The sequence below is a fragment of the Azonexus sp. genome (genome assembly GCF_036170495.1).
GTDB lineage: Bacteria > Pseudomonadota > Gammaproteobacteria > Burkholderiales > Rhodocyclaceae > Azonexus.
Genome location: NZ_JAVHPH010000303.1, coordinates 1 through 13,373, shown reverse-complemented (window position 1 = coordinate 13,373; position 13,373 = coordinate 1). Strand labels below are relative to the sequence as shown.

General features: G+C 62.1%; 15 protein-coding genes. 10 read left to right on the top strand and 5 right to left on the bottom strand.

Features of this window, described 5'->3' with window-relative positions; all coding sequences use genetic code 11:
* The 9 genes from ADADOO_RS11180 to ADADOO_RS11140 all read left to right on the top strand — a co-directional run.
* Window positions 1-1,313 (top strand): AMP-dependent synthetase/ligase (locus ADADOO_RS11180; protein ID WP_511277586.1); only part of this gene is annotated, 1,313 nt, incomplete at its 5' end.
* Between the two features lie 112 nt (window positions 1,314-1,425).
* Complete coding sequence (locus tag ADADOO_RS11175) at window positions 1,426-2,208, top strand: ABC transporter ATP-binding protein (RefSeq protein ID WP_511277584.1); 783 nt, start codon at window positions 1,426-1,428, stop codon at window positions 2,206-2,208.
* A gap of 12 nt (window positions 2,209-2,220) precedes the next feature.
* Entirely contained in the window at window positions 2,221-3,135 is a 915-nt protein-coding gene (locus ADADOO_RS11170; protein WP_511277582.1) for a branched-chain amino acid ABC transporter permease, read from the top strand.
* Window positions 3,136-3,181: 46 nt separating this feature from the next.
* Window positions 3,182-4,258 (top strand): branched-chain amino acid ABC transporter permease, encoded by a 1,077-nt coding sequence (locus tag ADADOO_RS11165; protein ID WP_511277580.1) that lies wholly within the window; start codon window positions 3,182-3,184, stop codon window positions 4,256-4,258.
* Between the two features lie 63 nt (window positions 4,259-4,321).
* Window positions 4,322-5,644: an ABC transporter substrate-binding protein gene (locus ADADOO_RS11160; protein ID WP_511277578.1), complete on the top strand. Its 1,323-nt coding sequence runs from the start codon at window positions 4,322-4,324 to the stop codon at window positions 5,642-5,644.
* A gap of 70 nt (window positions 5,645-5,714) precedes the next feature.
* The gene (locus tag ADADOO_RS11155; protein ID WP_511277576.1) at window positions 5,715-6,545 is read left to right on the top strand and encodes an ABC transporter ATP-binding protein; all 831 of its coding nucleotides are present in this window, start codon (window positions 5,715-5,717) and stop codon (window positions 6,543-6,545) included.
* 20 nt (window positions 6,546-6,565) lie between these two features.
* A complete protein-coding gene (locus ADADOO_RS11150; protein WP_511277574.1) occupies window positions 6,566-6,730 on the top strand; it encodes a hypothetical protein in 165 nt (54 codons plus the stop codon).
* Window positions 6,727-7,968 carry a phenylacetate--CoA ligase family protein gene (locus tag ADADOO_RS11145; protein WP_511277572.1) on the top strand — a complete coding sequence of 414 codons (1,242 nt, stop codon included), beginning with the start codon at window positions 6,727-6,729 and terminating at the stop codon, window positions 7,966-7,968. The genes ADADOO_RS11150 and ADADOO_RS11145 overlap by 4 nt, the downstream gene beginning before the upstream one ends.
* A 14-nt stretch (window positions 7,969-7,982) precedes the next feature.
* Window positions 7,983-8,483, top strand: a complete 501-nt coding sequence (locus ADADOO_RS11140) for a hypothetical protein (protein ID WP_511277570.1) — start codon at window positions 7,983-7,985, stop codon at window positions 8,481-8,483.
* Between the two features lie 100 nt (window positions 8,484-8,583).
* On the opposite strand, the gene ADADOO_RS11135 is transcribed toward ADADOO_RS11140, so the two are convergent.
* Genes ADADOO_RS11135 through ADADOO_RS11125 form a run of 3 tightly spaced genes read right to left on the bottom strand, consistent with a single transcriptional unit; the run spans window position 8,584 to window position 11,023 of the window.
* On the bottom strand, window positions 8,584-9,696 hold the full coding sequence (locus ADADOO_RS11135) for a PQQ-dependent sugar dehydrogenase (RefSeq protein ID WP_511277568.1): 1,113 nt from the start codon (window positions 9,694-9,696) through the stop codon (window positions 8,584-8,586).
* Between the two features lie 37 nt (window positions 9,697-9,733).
* A complete protein-coding gene (locus ADADOO_RS11130) occupies window positions 9,734-10,564 on the bottom strand; it encodes an SPFH domain-containing protein (RefSeq protein WP_511277567.1) in 831 nt (276 codons plus the stop codon).
* A gap of 18 nt (window positions 10,565-10,582) precedes the next feature.
* Window positions 10,583-11,023, bottom strand: a complete 441-nt coding sequence (locus ADADOO_RS11125) for an NfeD family protein (RefSeq protein WP_511277566.1) — start codon at window positions 11,021-11,023, stop codon at window positions 10,583-10,585.
* 134 nt (window positions 11,024-11,157) lie between these two features.
* Here ADADOO_RS11125 and ADADOO_RS11120 point away from each other — a divergent pair, with 134 nt between their 5' ends.
* Window positions 11,158-12,057 (top strand): AEC family transporter, encoded by a 900-nt coding sequence (locus ADADOO_RS11120; protein ID WP_511277564.1) that lies wholly within the window; start codon window positions 11,158-11,160, stop codon window positions 12,055-12,057.
* Here ADADOO_RS11120 and ADADOO_RS11115 read toward each other — a convergent pair whose 3' ends face one another.
* Window positions 12,058-12,558 carry a PhaM family polyhydroxyalkanoate granule multifunctional regulatory protein gene (locus ADADOO_RS11115; protein WP_511277562.1) on the bottom strand — a complete coding sequence of 167 codons (501 nt, stop codon included), beginning with the start codon at window positions 12,556-12,558 and terminating at the stop codon, window positions 12,058-12,060. It abuts the gene before it with no gap.
* 86 nt (window positions 12,559-12,644) lie between these two features.
* A partial coding sequence (locus ADADOO_RS11110; protein ID WP_511277560.1) for a TonB-dependent receptor domain-containing protein occupies window positions 12,645-13,373 on the bottom strand: 729 nt, incomplete at its 5' end.

Sequence of the window (13,373 nt, the reverse complement as noted above, 5' to 3'; positions counted from 1 at the left end):
CACAGGGCGGGGTGCAGGTCGACAAGCTGGGCGCCGATGGCGACATCCTGTCCTATCTGCCCATGGCCTGGGTTGGCGATCACTTGTTCTCCTACGCCCAGGCGCTGGTCGCCGGCTTCACCATCAACTGCCCGGAGTCGGGTGACACGGTGATGAGCGACCTGCGCGAAATCGGCCCGACCTGCTATTTCGCCCCGCCGCGTGTTTTCGAGAGCCTGCTGACGTCCGTCATGATTCGCATGGAAGACGCCGGCCAGCTCAAACAGAAAATGTTCCACCACTTCATGGCGGTCGCCAAGCGTTGTGGCGCCGACATCCTCGACGGCAAGGCCGTCGGCTTTGGCGACCGTTTCCAGTACTGGCTGGGCAACCTGCTGGTCTACGGTCCGCTGCGCAACGTGCTTGGCATGAGCCGCATCCGCGTTGCCTACACGGCCGGCGCGGCAATCGGCCCGGAGCTCTTCCGTTTCTACCGCTCGATGGGCATCAACCTCAAGCAGTTCTACGGCCAGACCGAAACCTGCGCCTACGTCTGCCTGCAGCCGGACGGCCAGATCAAGTTCGATTCCGTCGGTCAACCGGCCCCCGGCGTTGACATCAGGATCGCCGACAACGGCGAAGTGCTGGTCAAGGGGCCGATGCTGCTCAAGGAATACTACAAGCGCCCGGATGCGACGGCCGAGTCGATCAATGCTGACGGCTATTTCATGACCGGCGACGCCGGCTTCCTCGACGAGGACGGCCACCTCAAAATCATCGACCGCGCCAAGGATGTCGGCAAGCTCAAGAACGGCGCCATGTTCGCCCCGAACTACATCGAGAACAAGCTCAAGTTCTTCCCGCACGTCAAGGAAGCCGTCTGTTTCGGCCACGAGCGCGACATGGTCTGCGCCTTCATCAACATCGATGTCAGCGCTGTTGGCAATTGGGCCGAGCGCCGCGGCATCGCCTATTCGGGCTATGCCGACCTCGCCGGCAAGCCGGAGGTGCTCGAACTGATCCGCGAATGCGTCGAACAGGTCAATGCCGACCTGATCCATGACGCGATGGTCGCCGACTCGCAAATCCACCGCTTCCTGGTCCTGCACAAGGAGCTGGACCCCGACGACGACGAGCTGACCCGGACGCGCAAGGTGCGCCGCAACTTCGTCGCCGAAAAATACAAGGTGCTGATCGACGCGCTCTACGAGGGCAAGGCCAATCAGTTCATCGAAACCGAGGTCAAGTTCGAGGATGGCCGGCGCGGCACGGTGTCGGCCGACCTCAAGATTCTCGATGCGAAAACCTTCCCGATCGTGCGAAAGGCTGCATGACCATGAATTGCCATAAATGGAATCGCAGAGGCGCACAGACGCAGAGAAAAGCCCGCGTTTTTGTTGCTTGCCTTTCTCCGAGCCTCTGCGCCTTTGCGTCGAGGTTTTTCGCATGAGCAAGAAAATCGGCGAGGTCATTCTCGACCTGCAGAACATTTCCCTGCGTTTCGGCGGCGTCAAGGCGCTGACCGACATTTCCTTCGATGTCCGTCAGCACGAAATCCGCGCCATCATCGGTCCGAACGGTGCCGGCAAGAGCTCGATGCTCAACGTCATCAACGGCGTTTATCACCCGCAGGAAGGCAGAATTTTCTGGCACGGCAACGAGCGCAAGCGCATGGAGCCGCACATGGCGGCCCAGCAGAACATTGCCCGCACCTTCCAGAACATCGCGCTGTTCAAGGGTATGAGCGTGCTCGACAACATCATGACCGGGCGGATTACCAAGATGAAGGCCTCCTTTCTGGAGCATGCGCTGTGGTTCGGCCGGGCCCGCCGGGAAGAGCTGGAGCATCGCCAGAAGGTCGAGGAGGTGATCGACTTTCTGGAAATCCAGCACATCCGCAAGACGCCGGTTGGCCGCTTGCCCTACGGCCTGCAAAAGCGCGTCGAACTGGGCCGGGCGCTGGCTGCCGAGCCGTCGATGCTGCTCCTCGACGAGCCGATGGCCGGCATGAACGTTGAGGAAAAACAGGACATGTGCCGTTTCATCCTCGACGTGAACGACCAGTTCGGCACGACCATCGTGCTCATCGAGCACGACATGGGCGTCGTCATGGACATCTCCGACCGCGTCGTCGTACTCGACTACGGCAAGAAGATCGGCGACGGCGTACCGGATGAAGTTAAAAATAATGAGGACGTGATCAAGGCCTATCTGGGCGCAGGTCACTAAGGAGACGGGGACATGAATTTCTTTTTCGAAGTCCTGATCGGTGGTCTGCTTTCCGGCGTCATGTATGCGCTGGTGGCTCTCGGTTTCGTGATGATCTACAAGGCCTCCGGCGTTTTCAACTTTGCCCAGGGCGCCATGGTTTACCTCGCTGCACTGTCGGTCGTTGGCTGCATGGAGATGGGGGCGCCGCTCTGGCTGGCGATCATCCTCGCCTTCGTCATCATGACCCTGTTCGGCATCGCCACCGAAAAGTTCGTGCTGCGCAAGTTGGTCAATCAGCCGCCGATTGCCTTGTTCATGGCGACCATCGGCCTGGCCTTCTTCATTGAAGGCGTCGCCCCGATGATCTTTGGTAGCGAACCGCGGGCGCTTGAGTTGGGCATCGTTGACGAGCCGATTCCCTGGATTCTCGACAACTGGAACATGGTCATTTCGAAGTTCGACCTGGTGGCGGCCGGCGTCGCTGCCGTGCTTGTTGCCACGCTCGCCCTGTTCTTCCAATACACCCGCATCGGTCGGGCACTGCGCGCTGTGGCGGACGACCATCAGGCCGCGCTGTCGATCGGTATTCCGCTGCAGCACATTTGGGCGATTGTCTGGGGCGTCGCTGGCTTCGTCGCGCTGGTCGCCGGCATGATGTGGGGCGCTCGCAACGGCGTACAGTTTGCGCTCACTTTCACTGCACTCAAGGCGCTGCCGGTGCTGATCCTCGGCGGCTTCACCTCGGTGCCGGGGGCGATTGTTGGCGGCTTGATCATCGGCGCCTCGGAAAAACTGGCTGAAATCTACATTCCGCCCGTTATGCAGGATCTGTTCGGCGGCAATTTCGGCGGCATCGAGGGCTGGTTCCCTTATGTGCTCGCCTTGCTGTTCCTGCTCGTCAGGCCGGAAGGCTTGTTCGGCGAAAAACACATCGATCGGGTGTAGCCCTCAGCTCACCTACTAACGACTAGCGACTAAGGACTAAAAAGACATGCTTTACCGTGAAGCCGGTCAATTCAAGACGACCTACGCCGCCGACCAGCAGTTGTTTCCGATTCGCCAGGACCGGATCGGGGTCATCGCGCTGCTTGTCGTCGCCTTTCTCGGGGTGCCGCTTTTTGCCAGCGAATACTGGTTCTCGGCCATCCTGATTCCTTTCCTGATCTTTGCCCTGGCGGCGCTCGGGCTCAATGTCCTGACCGGTTATGCCGGCCAGCTCTCACTCGGGTCGGCGGCCTTCATGGCGGTCGGCGCCTATGCTGCCTACAACTTCCAGCTCCGCATCGAGGGCATCCCGATTCTGGTTTCCTTCATTTGCGCCGGGTTGACCGCAGCCGGCGTGGGCATTCTGTTCGGTTTGCCATCGCTGCGCATCAAGGGTTTTTATTTGGCCGTGGCGACGCTGGCCGCGCAGTTTTTCATCGTCTGGTGCCTGACCAAGTTTCCGTGGCTGTCGAACAACTCGTCGTCGGGCGTGATTTCGACGCAGCGCCTGATCATCTTCGGTCATGAACTGACGACCCCTGTCGAGAAATACCTGCTCGTCCTCTCTATCGTCGTCGTCATGGCGCTGGCCGCCAAGAACATGGTCCGCTCGGCCACCGGCCGGGCCTGGATGGCAGTGCGCGACATGGATGTGGCGGCGTCGGTGATCGGTATCAAGCTGATGCCGACCAAGCTGCTCGCCTTCGCCGTGAGTTCCTTCTACTGCGGCGTGGCCGGCGCGCTGTATGCCTTTTGCTACCTCGGCTCGGTCGAGCCGGATGGCTTCTCGCTCGACATGTCCTTCAAGATTTTGTTCATGATCATCATCGGCGGCGTCGGTTCGATCATGGGCGCCTTCCTCGGCGCCGCCTTTATTCTGCTGCTGCCGATTTTTCTCGACATCAGCTTGCCATTCATTGCCGATCTGTTCGGCCTGCCGTTTTCCAGCGCTACCGTTTCGCACATCCAGATCACGGTGTTCGGGGCGCTGATCATGTTCTTCCTGATCGTCGAGCCGCACGGGCTGGCCCGTTTGTGGCAGATCGCCAAGGAGAAGCTGCGCTTGTGGCCGTTCCCGCATTAGTGCTGACCGTGGTTCAAGCGGTGGGGCCCCGCCGCTTTTTGTAATAACTGGAGGAGACATTCAATGATCAAAAATTTCAAACCCGCGATTGCCGCCGCTGCGGTGTCCCTGGCCATGCTGTCGCAGATGGCCGTGGCTGCCGAAGAGCAGTTCTTCCCGTTGATCGACTACCGCGTCGGCCCCTACGGCTCGAACGGCCAGGCCTTCTACGGCGGTTTCATCGACTACCTCAACTACGTCAATCTCAAGGAAAAGGGTGTCAATGGCGTCCAGATGACCTACGAAGAGTGCGAAACGGAATACAACAACGCCAAGGGCGTCGAGTGCTACGAGCGCCTCAAGAGCAAGGCCGCCAAGTCAGCCGGTCCGCTGCACACGATGTCGACGGGCATCTCCTACGCGCTGATCGACAAGTCGGCCCAGGACAAGCTGCCGCTGGCCATGATGGGCTACGGCCGTACCGACGCGGTGGACGGTTCGGTCTTCCCGTACGCCTTCCCGCTGGTTACCACTTACCAGATGCAGGCCTCGGCCATCGTCAAGTTCCTCAAGGACAAGAGCGGCGGCAGCCTGGCGGGCAAGAAGATCGTTTATCTGTACCACGACTCGGCCTACGGTAAGGAGGCCATCGTCGCGCTGAACGCTGAAGCCGGGCTCAACAAGTTCTCTCTAATCCAGATTCCGGTGGCCCACCCGGGCAATGAGCAGGGCGCCCAGTGGCTGAAGATTCGTCAGGAAAAGCCGGACTTCGTTGTTTTCTGGGGCTGGGGGGTGATGAACCAGACGGCATTGAAGGCTGCCCAGAAGGTTGGCTTCCCGCGTGACAAGATGATTGGTTCGTGGTGGACGGGCTCGGAAGAAGACGTCGTGCCGGCCGGCGATGCCGCCAAGGGTTACATGGCCGCGACCTGGAACGTGGCAGGCAAGCAGGTGCCGGTCGTCGCCGACATCGAGAAGGTGGTTTACGGCGCCGGCAAGGGCAACCTGCAGGACAAGGCCAAGATCGGCACCATCCTCTACAACCGTGGCGTTTCCGCTGCCGTACTGTCGGTCGAAGCCATCCGCAAAGGTCAGGAAAAGTACGGCAAGGGCAAGGCGTTGACCGGCGAACAGACCCGCTGGGCGCTGGAAAACCTCAACATCAACGAGGCCCGTCTGAAGGCACTCGGCGCCACCGACCTGCTGCCGGAAATCAAGACCTCCTGCGCCAACCACGAAGGCTCCGGCAAGGTGAAGATCCAGCAATGGGACGGCGCCAAGTGGGTGCCGGTGTCCGGCTGGATCGAGGGCAACAAGGGGCTGATCCACCCGCTGTTCCAGGCATCTGCCAAGCAGTACGCCAAGGAAAAGGGCATCACGCCGCGCGATTGTTCCAAGGAAAAATGAGACGGCAGGAGAAAGGAGTGGGGGCGCGAGCCCTCGCTCTTTCTCTCCGTCCCATGAATCGGAAACGCATATGACTACACACACAGCCGCTGCGGCGGGTGAAAACTACCTGAGCATCAACAACATCGAGGTCATTTACGATCACGTGATCCTCGTGCTCAAGGGCGTCTCGCTGAATGTGCCGAAAGGCAAGATCGTCGCCCTGCTCGGCGCCAACGGTGCTGGCAAATCGACGACGCTGAAAGCGATTTCCAACCTGCTGCATGCCGAGCGCGGCGATGTGACCAAGGGTTCGGTCGAATACAAGGGTGATCGCATCGATCAGCTGACGCCCAACGAACTGGTCAAGCGCGGCGTCATCCAGGTCATGGAAGGGCGGCATTGCTTCGGCCACCTGAGCATCGAGGAAAACCTGCTGACCGGGGCCTACACGCGCAGCATTTCGCGCGGCGAGTTGAAGGACAGCCTGGAAAAGGTTTATCACTACTTCCCGCGCCTCAAGACGCGGCGTACCTCGCAGGCCGGCTACACCTCGGGCGGTGAGCAGCAGATGTGCGCCATTGGCCGGGCGCTGATGGCCAAGCCGGAAATGATCCTGCTCGATGAGCCGTCGATGGGCCTGGCGCCGCAGATCGTCGAAGAAATTTTCGAGATCGTTAAGGATTTGAATGACCGGGAAAACGTGAGTTTTCTGCTGGCCGAGCAGAACACCATGGTCGCGCTGAGGTATGCGGACTTCGGGTACATCCTGGAGAACGGGCGGGTGGTCATGGAGGGGAATGCCGAAGACCTTAGAACCAATGAAGACGTTAAGGAGTTCTACCTCGGCCTCTCCTCGGCGGGGAGAAAATCCTTCAAAGACGTCAAACACTACCGTCGCCGCAAACGCTGGCTGTCTTAGTCGGCTGCAGTGCGCGTTCCATGGCGGCGTTGTCGGTCGGCTTGTTGGCAGGCGCCAACGGCGCCGGCCTCCGCCTTGCCATGAAACGCTACTTTGCAACCGTCGTGCTGTGCTCTTCATGGCTGAGAGGGCATCAAACCCAAATGACCACGGTCAACCGGAAAAAACGGAGAAAAATGAAATGAGCTATTACGACCCGCTCGAGACCCGCGATCCGGATGAGCGCGAGGCGGACTTGATGGATAAGCTGGCGCGCCAGGTGGCGCATGCCAAGGAAACGACGCATTACTATTTTCAGATGCTGGCCGGGGTCAATCCCTTCGAATGCGCGTCGCGCGAGGCGTTGGCCAAACTGCCGCTGACCCGCAAGCGCGATCTGATCGAGCTGCAGAAAAAGACGCCGCCTTTTGGTGGCCTCAATTCCCTGCCCCGGCACCGGGCCAAGCGGGTCTTCGCTTCGCCCGGGCCGATTTACGAAATGCAGGGCAAGGACACCGATTCGTGGCGCATGGCGCGTGTCTTGTACGCCGCCGGTTTTCGCGATGGTGACCTCGTGCATAACTGCTTTTCCTACCATTTCACGCCGGGCGCTTTCCTTATGGAAGGTGGCGCCCGCAAGCTCGGCTGCGCGGTATTCCCTGGCGGCACCGGGCAGACTGAGCAGCAGGTGCAGGCCATCGTCGATCTCAAGCCGGAAGGCTATGTCGGCACGCCCTCTTTCCTGCGCATCATTGTCGAAAAGGCCGAGGAAATGGGTGCCGACATCGGTTCGCTGCGCAAGGCCTGCGTGTCGGGGGAGGCCTTGCCCGGCATCACCCGCCAGTGGCTCAACGAGCGCGGCATCTCGGTTCGCCAGTGCTACGCGACGGCCGACATCGGTGCCATTGCCTATGAAACCGAGGCGGCGGAGGGCATGGTCGTTGAGGAAGGCGTGCTCGTCGAAATCGTTCGTCCGGGCACCGGCGATCCGGTTGCCGAGGGCGAGGTCGGCGAAGTCGTCGTCACCACCTTCGATCCCGATTACCCGCTGATCCGCTTCGCCACCGGCGACCTGTCGGCCATTCTGCCCGGCCGCTCGCCCTGCGGGCGCAGCAACATCCGGCTCAAGGGCTGGATGGGCCGGGCCGACCAGACGACCAAGATCAAGGGCATGTTCGTGCACCCCGAACAGGTGGCGCAGATCGCGGCGCGCCATCCGGAAATTCATCGCCTGCGGCTGGTCGTCGATAACCCGGGCGGGCAGGACCGCATGGTGCTGCAGTGCGAATTGGGCGAAGGTAGCGAAGCCGGCCGCGAGGCGCTAGCCAAAGTCCTGGTCAATAGCCTGCGCGAAGTGACCAAATTGCGCGGCGATGTGGCATTTGTCACACCCGGGGGCTTGCCCAATGACGGGAAGGTGATTGAAGATAGCCGGATCTATTGATCCGGGAAATTGCCATGCGAGTTCTCCACGTTGTGCTGGCCTGTCTGACGCTCTCAGCCCAGGCCGCCGAGCCGGTCTTGCGGCCGTCGGCCAAGCTGCTGTTCAAGCAGCCGGAACTACTCCAGGCCGGCCACTGCGTGCGCTACGAGGAGGGCGGCAATGGCTGGGTGGCGACCGAGCCGGTATTTTTTCTGAAGGGTGAGGTGCTCGCCGCCGAAGTGCACACCCATCATCTCGGCAAATGCCCGGTGGTGCCGGGCAAGCCGCTGGAACGCTACAGTCGGGACGAATTCAACCGCCACGTCCAGGCTTTGCCATGCGTCGCCGAGGGCGTTGCCGAGCGCGATGAACAGAGCGGCGTCGTCCGCCTCCGCGTCGCCGACTGGGAAACGCCGTATGCCAAAAAGGCCGAGAACGCCGGCCGTTTGTATCGCGGCATGTTCGTCGAACGCAAGCTTGAAAAAGGCATGGAAATCGAGCTGGAAGCGGATTTGCTGACCGTCTGCGAGCGGTAGGCCCTGGCGTTTGGTGGCTTCCGGGCTGTTGCTACGGTCAACCGGAAAAAAGCCGCAATTTTGAAATCCTGACGCGTAGCAGCGGGGCCGCAACGGCCGGCTAATCCGAAACCAGCCTGAGTAGTTGCCCCTTGCCTTCGTCGGTCAGCAAATAAATGGTTCCATCCGGTCCCTCGCGAACATCGCGCACGCGCTGGCGCAGGCCGGTCAGCAGCTTCTCTTCGCGGACCACCCGGCGGCCATCCATTTCGAGTCGGGCCAGATAGCCGAATTTGAGCGAGCCGACGAGCAGGCTGCCGCGCCATGCTTTGCCGTAGCGCGCGCTGCGCACGAAAGCCATGCCGGATGGTGCAATCGATGGCACCCAGTAATGCACGGGCTGCTCCATGCCGGCCTTGCCGGTCAGGCCGTCGCCAATCGCGCCGCCGCCGTAGTTCTCGCCATAGGTAATGACCGGCCAGCCGTAATTTTTGCCCGGCTCGGGGCGATTGATTTCGTCGCCGCCCTGCGGGCCGTGCTCGTGCATCCACAGGCGGCCGTCCGGGCCGAGTGCCGCACCTTGCCCGTTGCGGTGGCCGTAGCTCCAGATTTCGGGCAGCGCGCCGGGCTGTTTGGTGAAAGGATTGTCGGCGGGAATGCTGCCATCCTTGCCGATGCGGACGATCTTGCCGAGATGATTGTCGAGTTTCTGGGCGTCGGCCATGCGCGAACCGCGTTCGCCAAGGGTCATAAACAGCCGGCCGTCGTCGGCCTCCACGATGCGGCAGCCAAAATGCAGGCGGCTCCTGACTTTCGGCGTTTGCCGGAAGATCGTCGTGAGCTTTTCCAGTCGTAGGGCGTCGTCGGACAGGCGGGCCGCCGCGAGCGCCGTCGAATTGCCGCTACCCTGCGCGGCCGGCTCGGCGTAGCAAAAATAGATCATCCGGTTGCGGGCAAAATCGCGGTCGGCCACCACGTCGAGCAAGCCGCCCTGGCCGGTCACTTCGACCGCCGGCAGGCCGTCCACCGGGGCGCCGACCTTGCCGTCGGCGGCAATCACGCGCAGTCGGCCCGGGCGTTCGCTGACCAGAAACTTGCCCTCGCCGATGAAGGCCAGTCCCCACGGGTGGTCGAGTCCGGTGGCGACGACTTCGATGCGCAGTTCGCCGCTGTGTGCCGCCAGCGGCAGTGCCATCAGGGCCGCGAGCAAGATGGCGAGCAGGGGCTTCGGCATTTCAATTTTGGCCAATATTTCCGGTTGACCGTGGGAATCAGCCGGCGATCTTGCCGCGTCCGAACAAGCCCTTGACGGCTTCCTGCAGGTCGGCCGGGAGCACGATGACCTTGGCGTTGTCCTTTTCGCCCAGCATGTAGGACATCGGGCCGGTCTTGTCGCCGATGGCGGCGGTGATGCGGCGGATCGCCTCGGCCGAGGCTTCGGCCAGCATGACCTGGGCGTTGGCGTCGCGCTTGGCTGATTCCAGCCGGGCTTCCGCTTCGAGAATGGCCGATTGCTTTGCCCCTTCCGAACGGGTGACGACGGCCTTGCGTTCGCGCTCAGCGGCGGCCTGCATTTCCATGGCCTTCTGCATCGACTGCGAGGGCTTGATGTCCTGGATTTCGACCGACTTGACGGTCAGGCCCCAGTCGACGGCCTCGTCGGCGATGCTCTCGCGCAACCGGGCCTTGATTTTGTCGCGCGACGACAGCGCCTCGTCCAGCTCCATTTCGCCGACGATGGAACGCAAGGTGGTCATGATCAGATTACGGATCGCTTCGGAAAAATCGGTCACGCCATAAACCGCCTTGACCGGGTCGGTGACCTTGATGAAAGCGATGGCGTTGGTCAGGATCACCGCGTTGTCGCGGGTGATGACCTCCTGCTCCTGGACGTCGAGGATGATGTCCTTGGTGACCAGTTGGTAGGCCACCTTGTCGAGGTAAGGGATGACGATGTTGAGGCCGGGCTTCAAGGTGCCGTGGTACTTGCCGAGCCGCTCGACGATCCACTCCTCGCCCTGTGGCACGATGCGCACGCCCTTGGCGATGGTGACGATGACGAAGACCAGAATGGCCAGGGTGACGACGAATCCTGCGTTCATATCCATTTTTCGACCTTTCTAAGCCTTGCCTACCTTGAGAAAACTGCCTTCCACCGAGACCACCCTGACCCGCTCGCCGGCCGCGATGGTGGTGTCGGCGACGCAGGCCCATTCTTCCGAGCCGAGCAGCGGCCCCTGAAAACGCACCTTGCCGCGCGCGAACGGGGCGACGGCGCTGACCAGCAAACCGACCTCGCCGACCGCCTCGCCATCGGCCGTACCCGAGCGGGTCTTGACGAAGCTCTGCTTGAAAACGCGGAACCAGAGGAAAACCATGGCCAGCGAGGCCAGCGTCCACGTCGCCAGCTGAGCCGTCAGCGAAAGATCGAAAGCCAGCGCGAGCAGCCCGACGAGCAGCGCGCCAAGGCCAAACCAGACAATGAAGAACGAGGGGACGGCCAGTTCGGCGAGAATCAACGCAATGCCGCCGACGACCCAGTGCCACCATTCGAGATGCATGTTTATCTCCTTTGCCCGGCGAGTATTTCGGGTTTGCCGGACAGGGTCAAGGCGGATTTCATTTTTGGCTCTTTTTTCCGGTTGACCGTAGCGGTCGGTAAATGCATGCCCGAGGCAGCGATTAAAATGCCCCGATGAACACCGCGCTGCTGCTCCTCCCTGATTTTGCCCTGATCCTGCTCGGTACCGCCATCCGGCGCTGGATGCACCTGGGCGACCATTTCTGGAGCGGCGTCGAGAAGCTGGTCTATTTCATCCTGTTTCCTGCCCTGCTCATCAACGCCATCATCAAGACCAAGCTCGACATCGGTTCGGCCTTGCCGCTGCTCGCCACGGCCCTTGTCACGATGGCGGCCGGCATGGTGTTGGGACTGATTCCCAAGCTGTTCAGTCGCCTGCCGGCGCTGACCTACGCCTCGATGTTCCAGTGCGCCTACCGCTTCAATTCCTACATCGCGCTGGCCGTCGCCGGCATGCTCTTCGGCGCGCCGGGCATCGCGACCATGGGCCTGATCGTCGGCGCCGCCGTGCCTTTCGCCAATCTCGTTTCGGTCTGGATGCTGGCCCGCCACGGTGAGGTTGGCCTGTGGCGCGAAGTGGCGCGCAATCCGTTGATCTGGGGAACGGCCGCCGGCTTTCTGCTCAATCTCGCCGGTTTCGTGCCGCCGGCGCCGCTGCAGGCCTTTCTCGGGCGGCTGGCCGATGCCTCCATCGCGCTCGGCCTGATCACCGTCGGCGCCGCCCTGCGCCTGGACAGTACACCGGGCGTGCGCGGCTTTTCGCTCTGGCTGGTCGCTGTCAAGCTGCTCGCCCTGCCCCTCGTCGCCATCGGCGTCGGTGCGCTGCTCGGCCTGTCCGGACTCAACTATCAGATGGCGGTACTGTTTGCTGCGCTGCCCACCGCCTCGTCGGCCTACATTCTGGCCATGCGCATGGGCGGTGACGGGAGGAGCGTCGCCTGGCTCATCTCGGCGACGACACTTGGTTCGATGCTCACGCTGCCGCTCTGGGCAGCGTGGCTGGCCGGGCGCTGATTACCTTTTGACGGCCGGTTTCCGGGCCTTCGGCTTGGCGGCTTCCTCGGCGGCAGTGCTGGCGGCGGCCTGAGCGGCGGCTTCGGCATTCTGCTGCATCTGCTCGCGCATCTGCTGCATCATCTGCCACGGCCACATGGCGGCGTCAGAAATGGCACTGTTTTCGGGATGGATCGCGCCCTGGAAGAAATTGGGCGGCGGGGTCACCGGGGCCTCCGGAGCGGCTTCCGGCGTCATCGACTTGGCCGCGTCCTTGGCCATCTGGCCCATCGCTTCAACGGCGCCGACGGTGGTGCGCTGCATTTCGAGGCCCTGAATGGTCATCTGCAGCATCGACAGATTCATGCGCAGCCAGCCTTCGACGGCCTTCATGTCCTTGATGCGCTTGTCGAGTTCTTCAAGGTCGAAAGTGGGGGCGACCATGCCGGGCAGCGAGAAGCCCATGTTGCCCCACATGCCGCGCATGAAATTGAGGGGATCGTGTACCTGATTGTCGGACATCTTCGTCTCCTTATCATTGTGTCGTGTCATCTTAAACCTCTTGCCGCCCGTTTGCCGCAGGCAATTAGGCGGTGTCGATCGTTCGCTCAGAAGCTGGCGCGCAGGCCGACCCGCAAGGTGCGTGGCTCAAGCGGATGGATCAGCCGGCCGTCGATGCCGCCATTGCAGCTGCCGCCCAGGGCTTCGCTGCGCGTGCAGGCGCCGCCCCAGTATTCGATGTCGTTGGCCTTCTGGTCGAAGAGGTTGAGCACCTCGGCGGTGACTTGCCAGGTGGCAGCGAAGCGATAGCCGAGCTTGAGGCTGGCCAGCCAGAACGGGGTCGATTTCTGGGTCGCCGTTTCCTCCAGGGCATAGGCCCCGAGATAGCGCAGGCGCAGGCCGCCGAACCAGGCGCCGCCACGGTCGACGGCGAGGCCGATGGAGGCGGTCAAGGGAATGGCGTTGGGGACATGGCGCCCCCCAGTGTCCGGGTTGGCGTCCTTGAAACGGGCCTGCGCCCAGGCGAGGTCGGCATCAACGATCCAGCCATCGACTGGCGTGATGGTGTTGGACCATTCCAGACCGTGGCGGCGCGCGGCGCCTTTCGGCTCGGTGACGCCGGTATCGCCGATGAATACCAGTTCGGAGGCGAGTTCCATCTGCCAGAGCGCGAGGCTGCTATGCCAGCCGGGGAGGGGGACGGTGCGCAGGCCCAGTTCGCTGCCCTTGGCCTTGACGATCAGCGGCACGGCCGAGGCGACCGAGCCATCCTGCGGGTTGCTGCGGGCGGTGGCGCCGCGCGCATCGTTGCTGTGGAAACCGTGTCCCCAGTTGGC

What these genes read in the sequence shown, in the direction of transcription:
- ADADOO_RS11175 (WP_511277584.1), top strand. Translation starts at nt 1,426, where the DNA reads ATGAGCAAGAAAATCGGCGAGGTCATTCTCGACCTGCAGAACATTTCC.
- ADADOO_RS11170 (WP_511277582.1), top strand. Translation starts at nt 2,221, where the DNA reads ATGAATTTCTTTTTCGAAGTCCTGATCGGTGGTCTGCTTTCCGGCGTC.
- ADADOO_RS11165 (WP_511277580.1), top strand. Translation starts at nt 3,182, where the DNA reads ATGCTTTACCGTGAAGCCGGTCAATTCAAGACGACCTACGCCGCCGAC.
- ADADOO_RS11160 (WP_511277578.1), top strand. Translation starts at nt 4,322, where the DNA reads ATGATCAAAAATTTCAAACCCGCGATTGCCGCCGCTGCGGTGTCCCTG.
- ADADOO_RS11155 (WP_511277576.1), top strand. Translation starts at nt 5,715, where the DNA reads ATGACTACACACACAGCCGCTGCGGCGGGTGAAAACTACCTGAGCATC.
- ADADOO_RS11150 (WP_511277574.1), top strand. Translation starts at nt 6,566, where the DNA reads ATGGCGGCGTTGTCGGTCGGCTTGTTGGCAGGCGCCAACGGCGCCGGC.
- ADADOO_RS11145 (WP_511277572.1), top strand. Translation starts at nt 6,727, where the DNA reads ATGAGCTATTACGACCCGCTCGAGACCCGCGATCCGGATGAGCGCGAG.
- ADADOO_RS11140 (WP_511277570.1), top strand. Translation starts at nt 7,983, where the DNA reads ATGCGAGTTCTCCACGTTGTGCTGGCCTGTCTGACGCTCTCAGCCCAG.
- ADADOO_RS11135 (WP_511277568.1), bottom strand. Translation starts at nt 9,696, where the DNA reads ATGCCGAAGCCCCTGCTCGCCATCTTGCTCGCGGCCCTGATGGCACTG.
- ADADOO_RS11130 (WP_511277567.1), bottom strand. Translation starts at nt 10,564, where the DNA reads ATGAACGCAGGATTCGTCGTCACCCTGGCCATTCTGGTCTTCGTCATC.
- ADADOO_RS11125 (WP_511277566.1), bottom strand. Translation starts at nt 11,023, where the DNA reads ATGCATCTCGAATGGTGGCACTGGGTCGTCGGCGGCATTGCGTTGATT.
- ADADOO_RS11120 (WP_511277564.1), top strand. Translation starts at nt 11,158, where the DNA reads ATGAACACCGCGCTGCTGCTCCTCCCTGATTTTGCCCTGATCCTGCTC.
- ADADOO_RS11115 (WP_511277562.1), bottom strand. Translation starts at nt 12,558, where the DNA reads ATGTCCGACAATCAGGTACACGATCCCCTCAATTTCATGCGCGGCATG.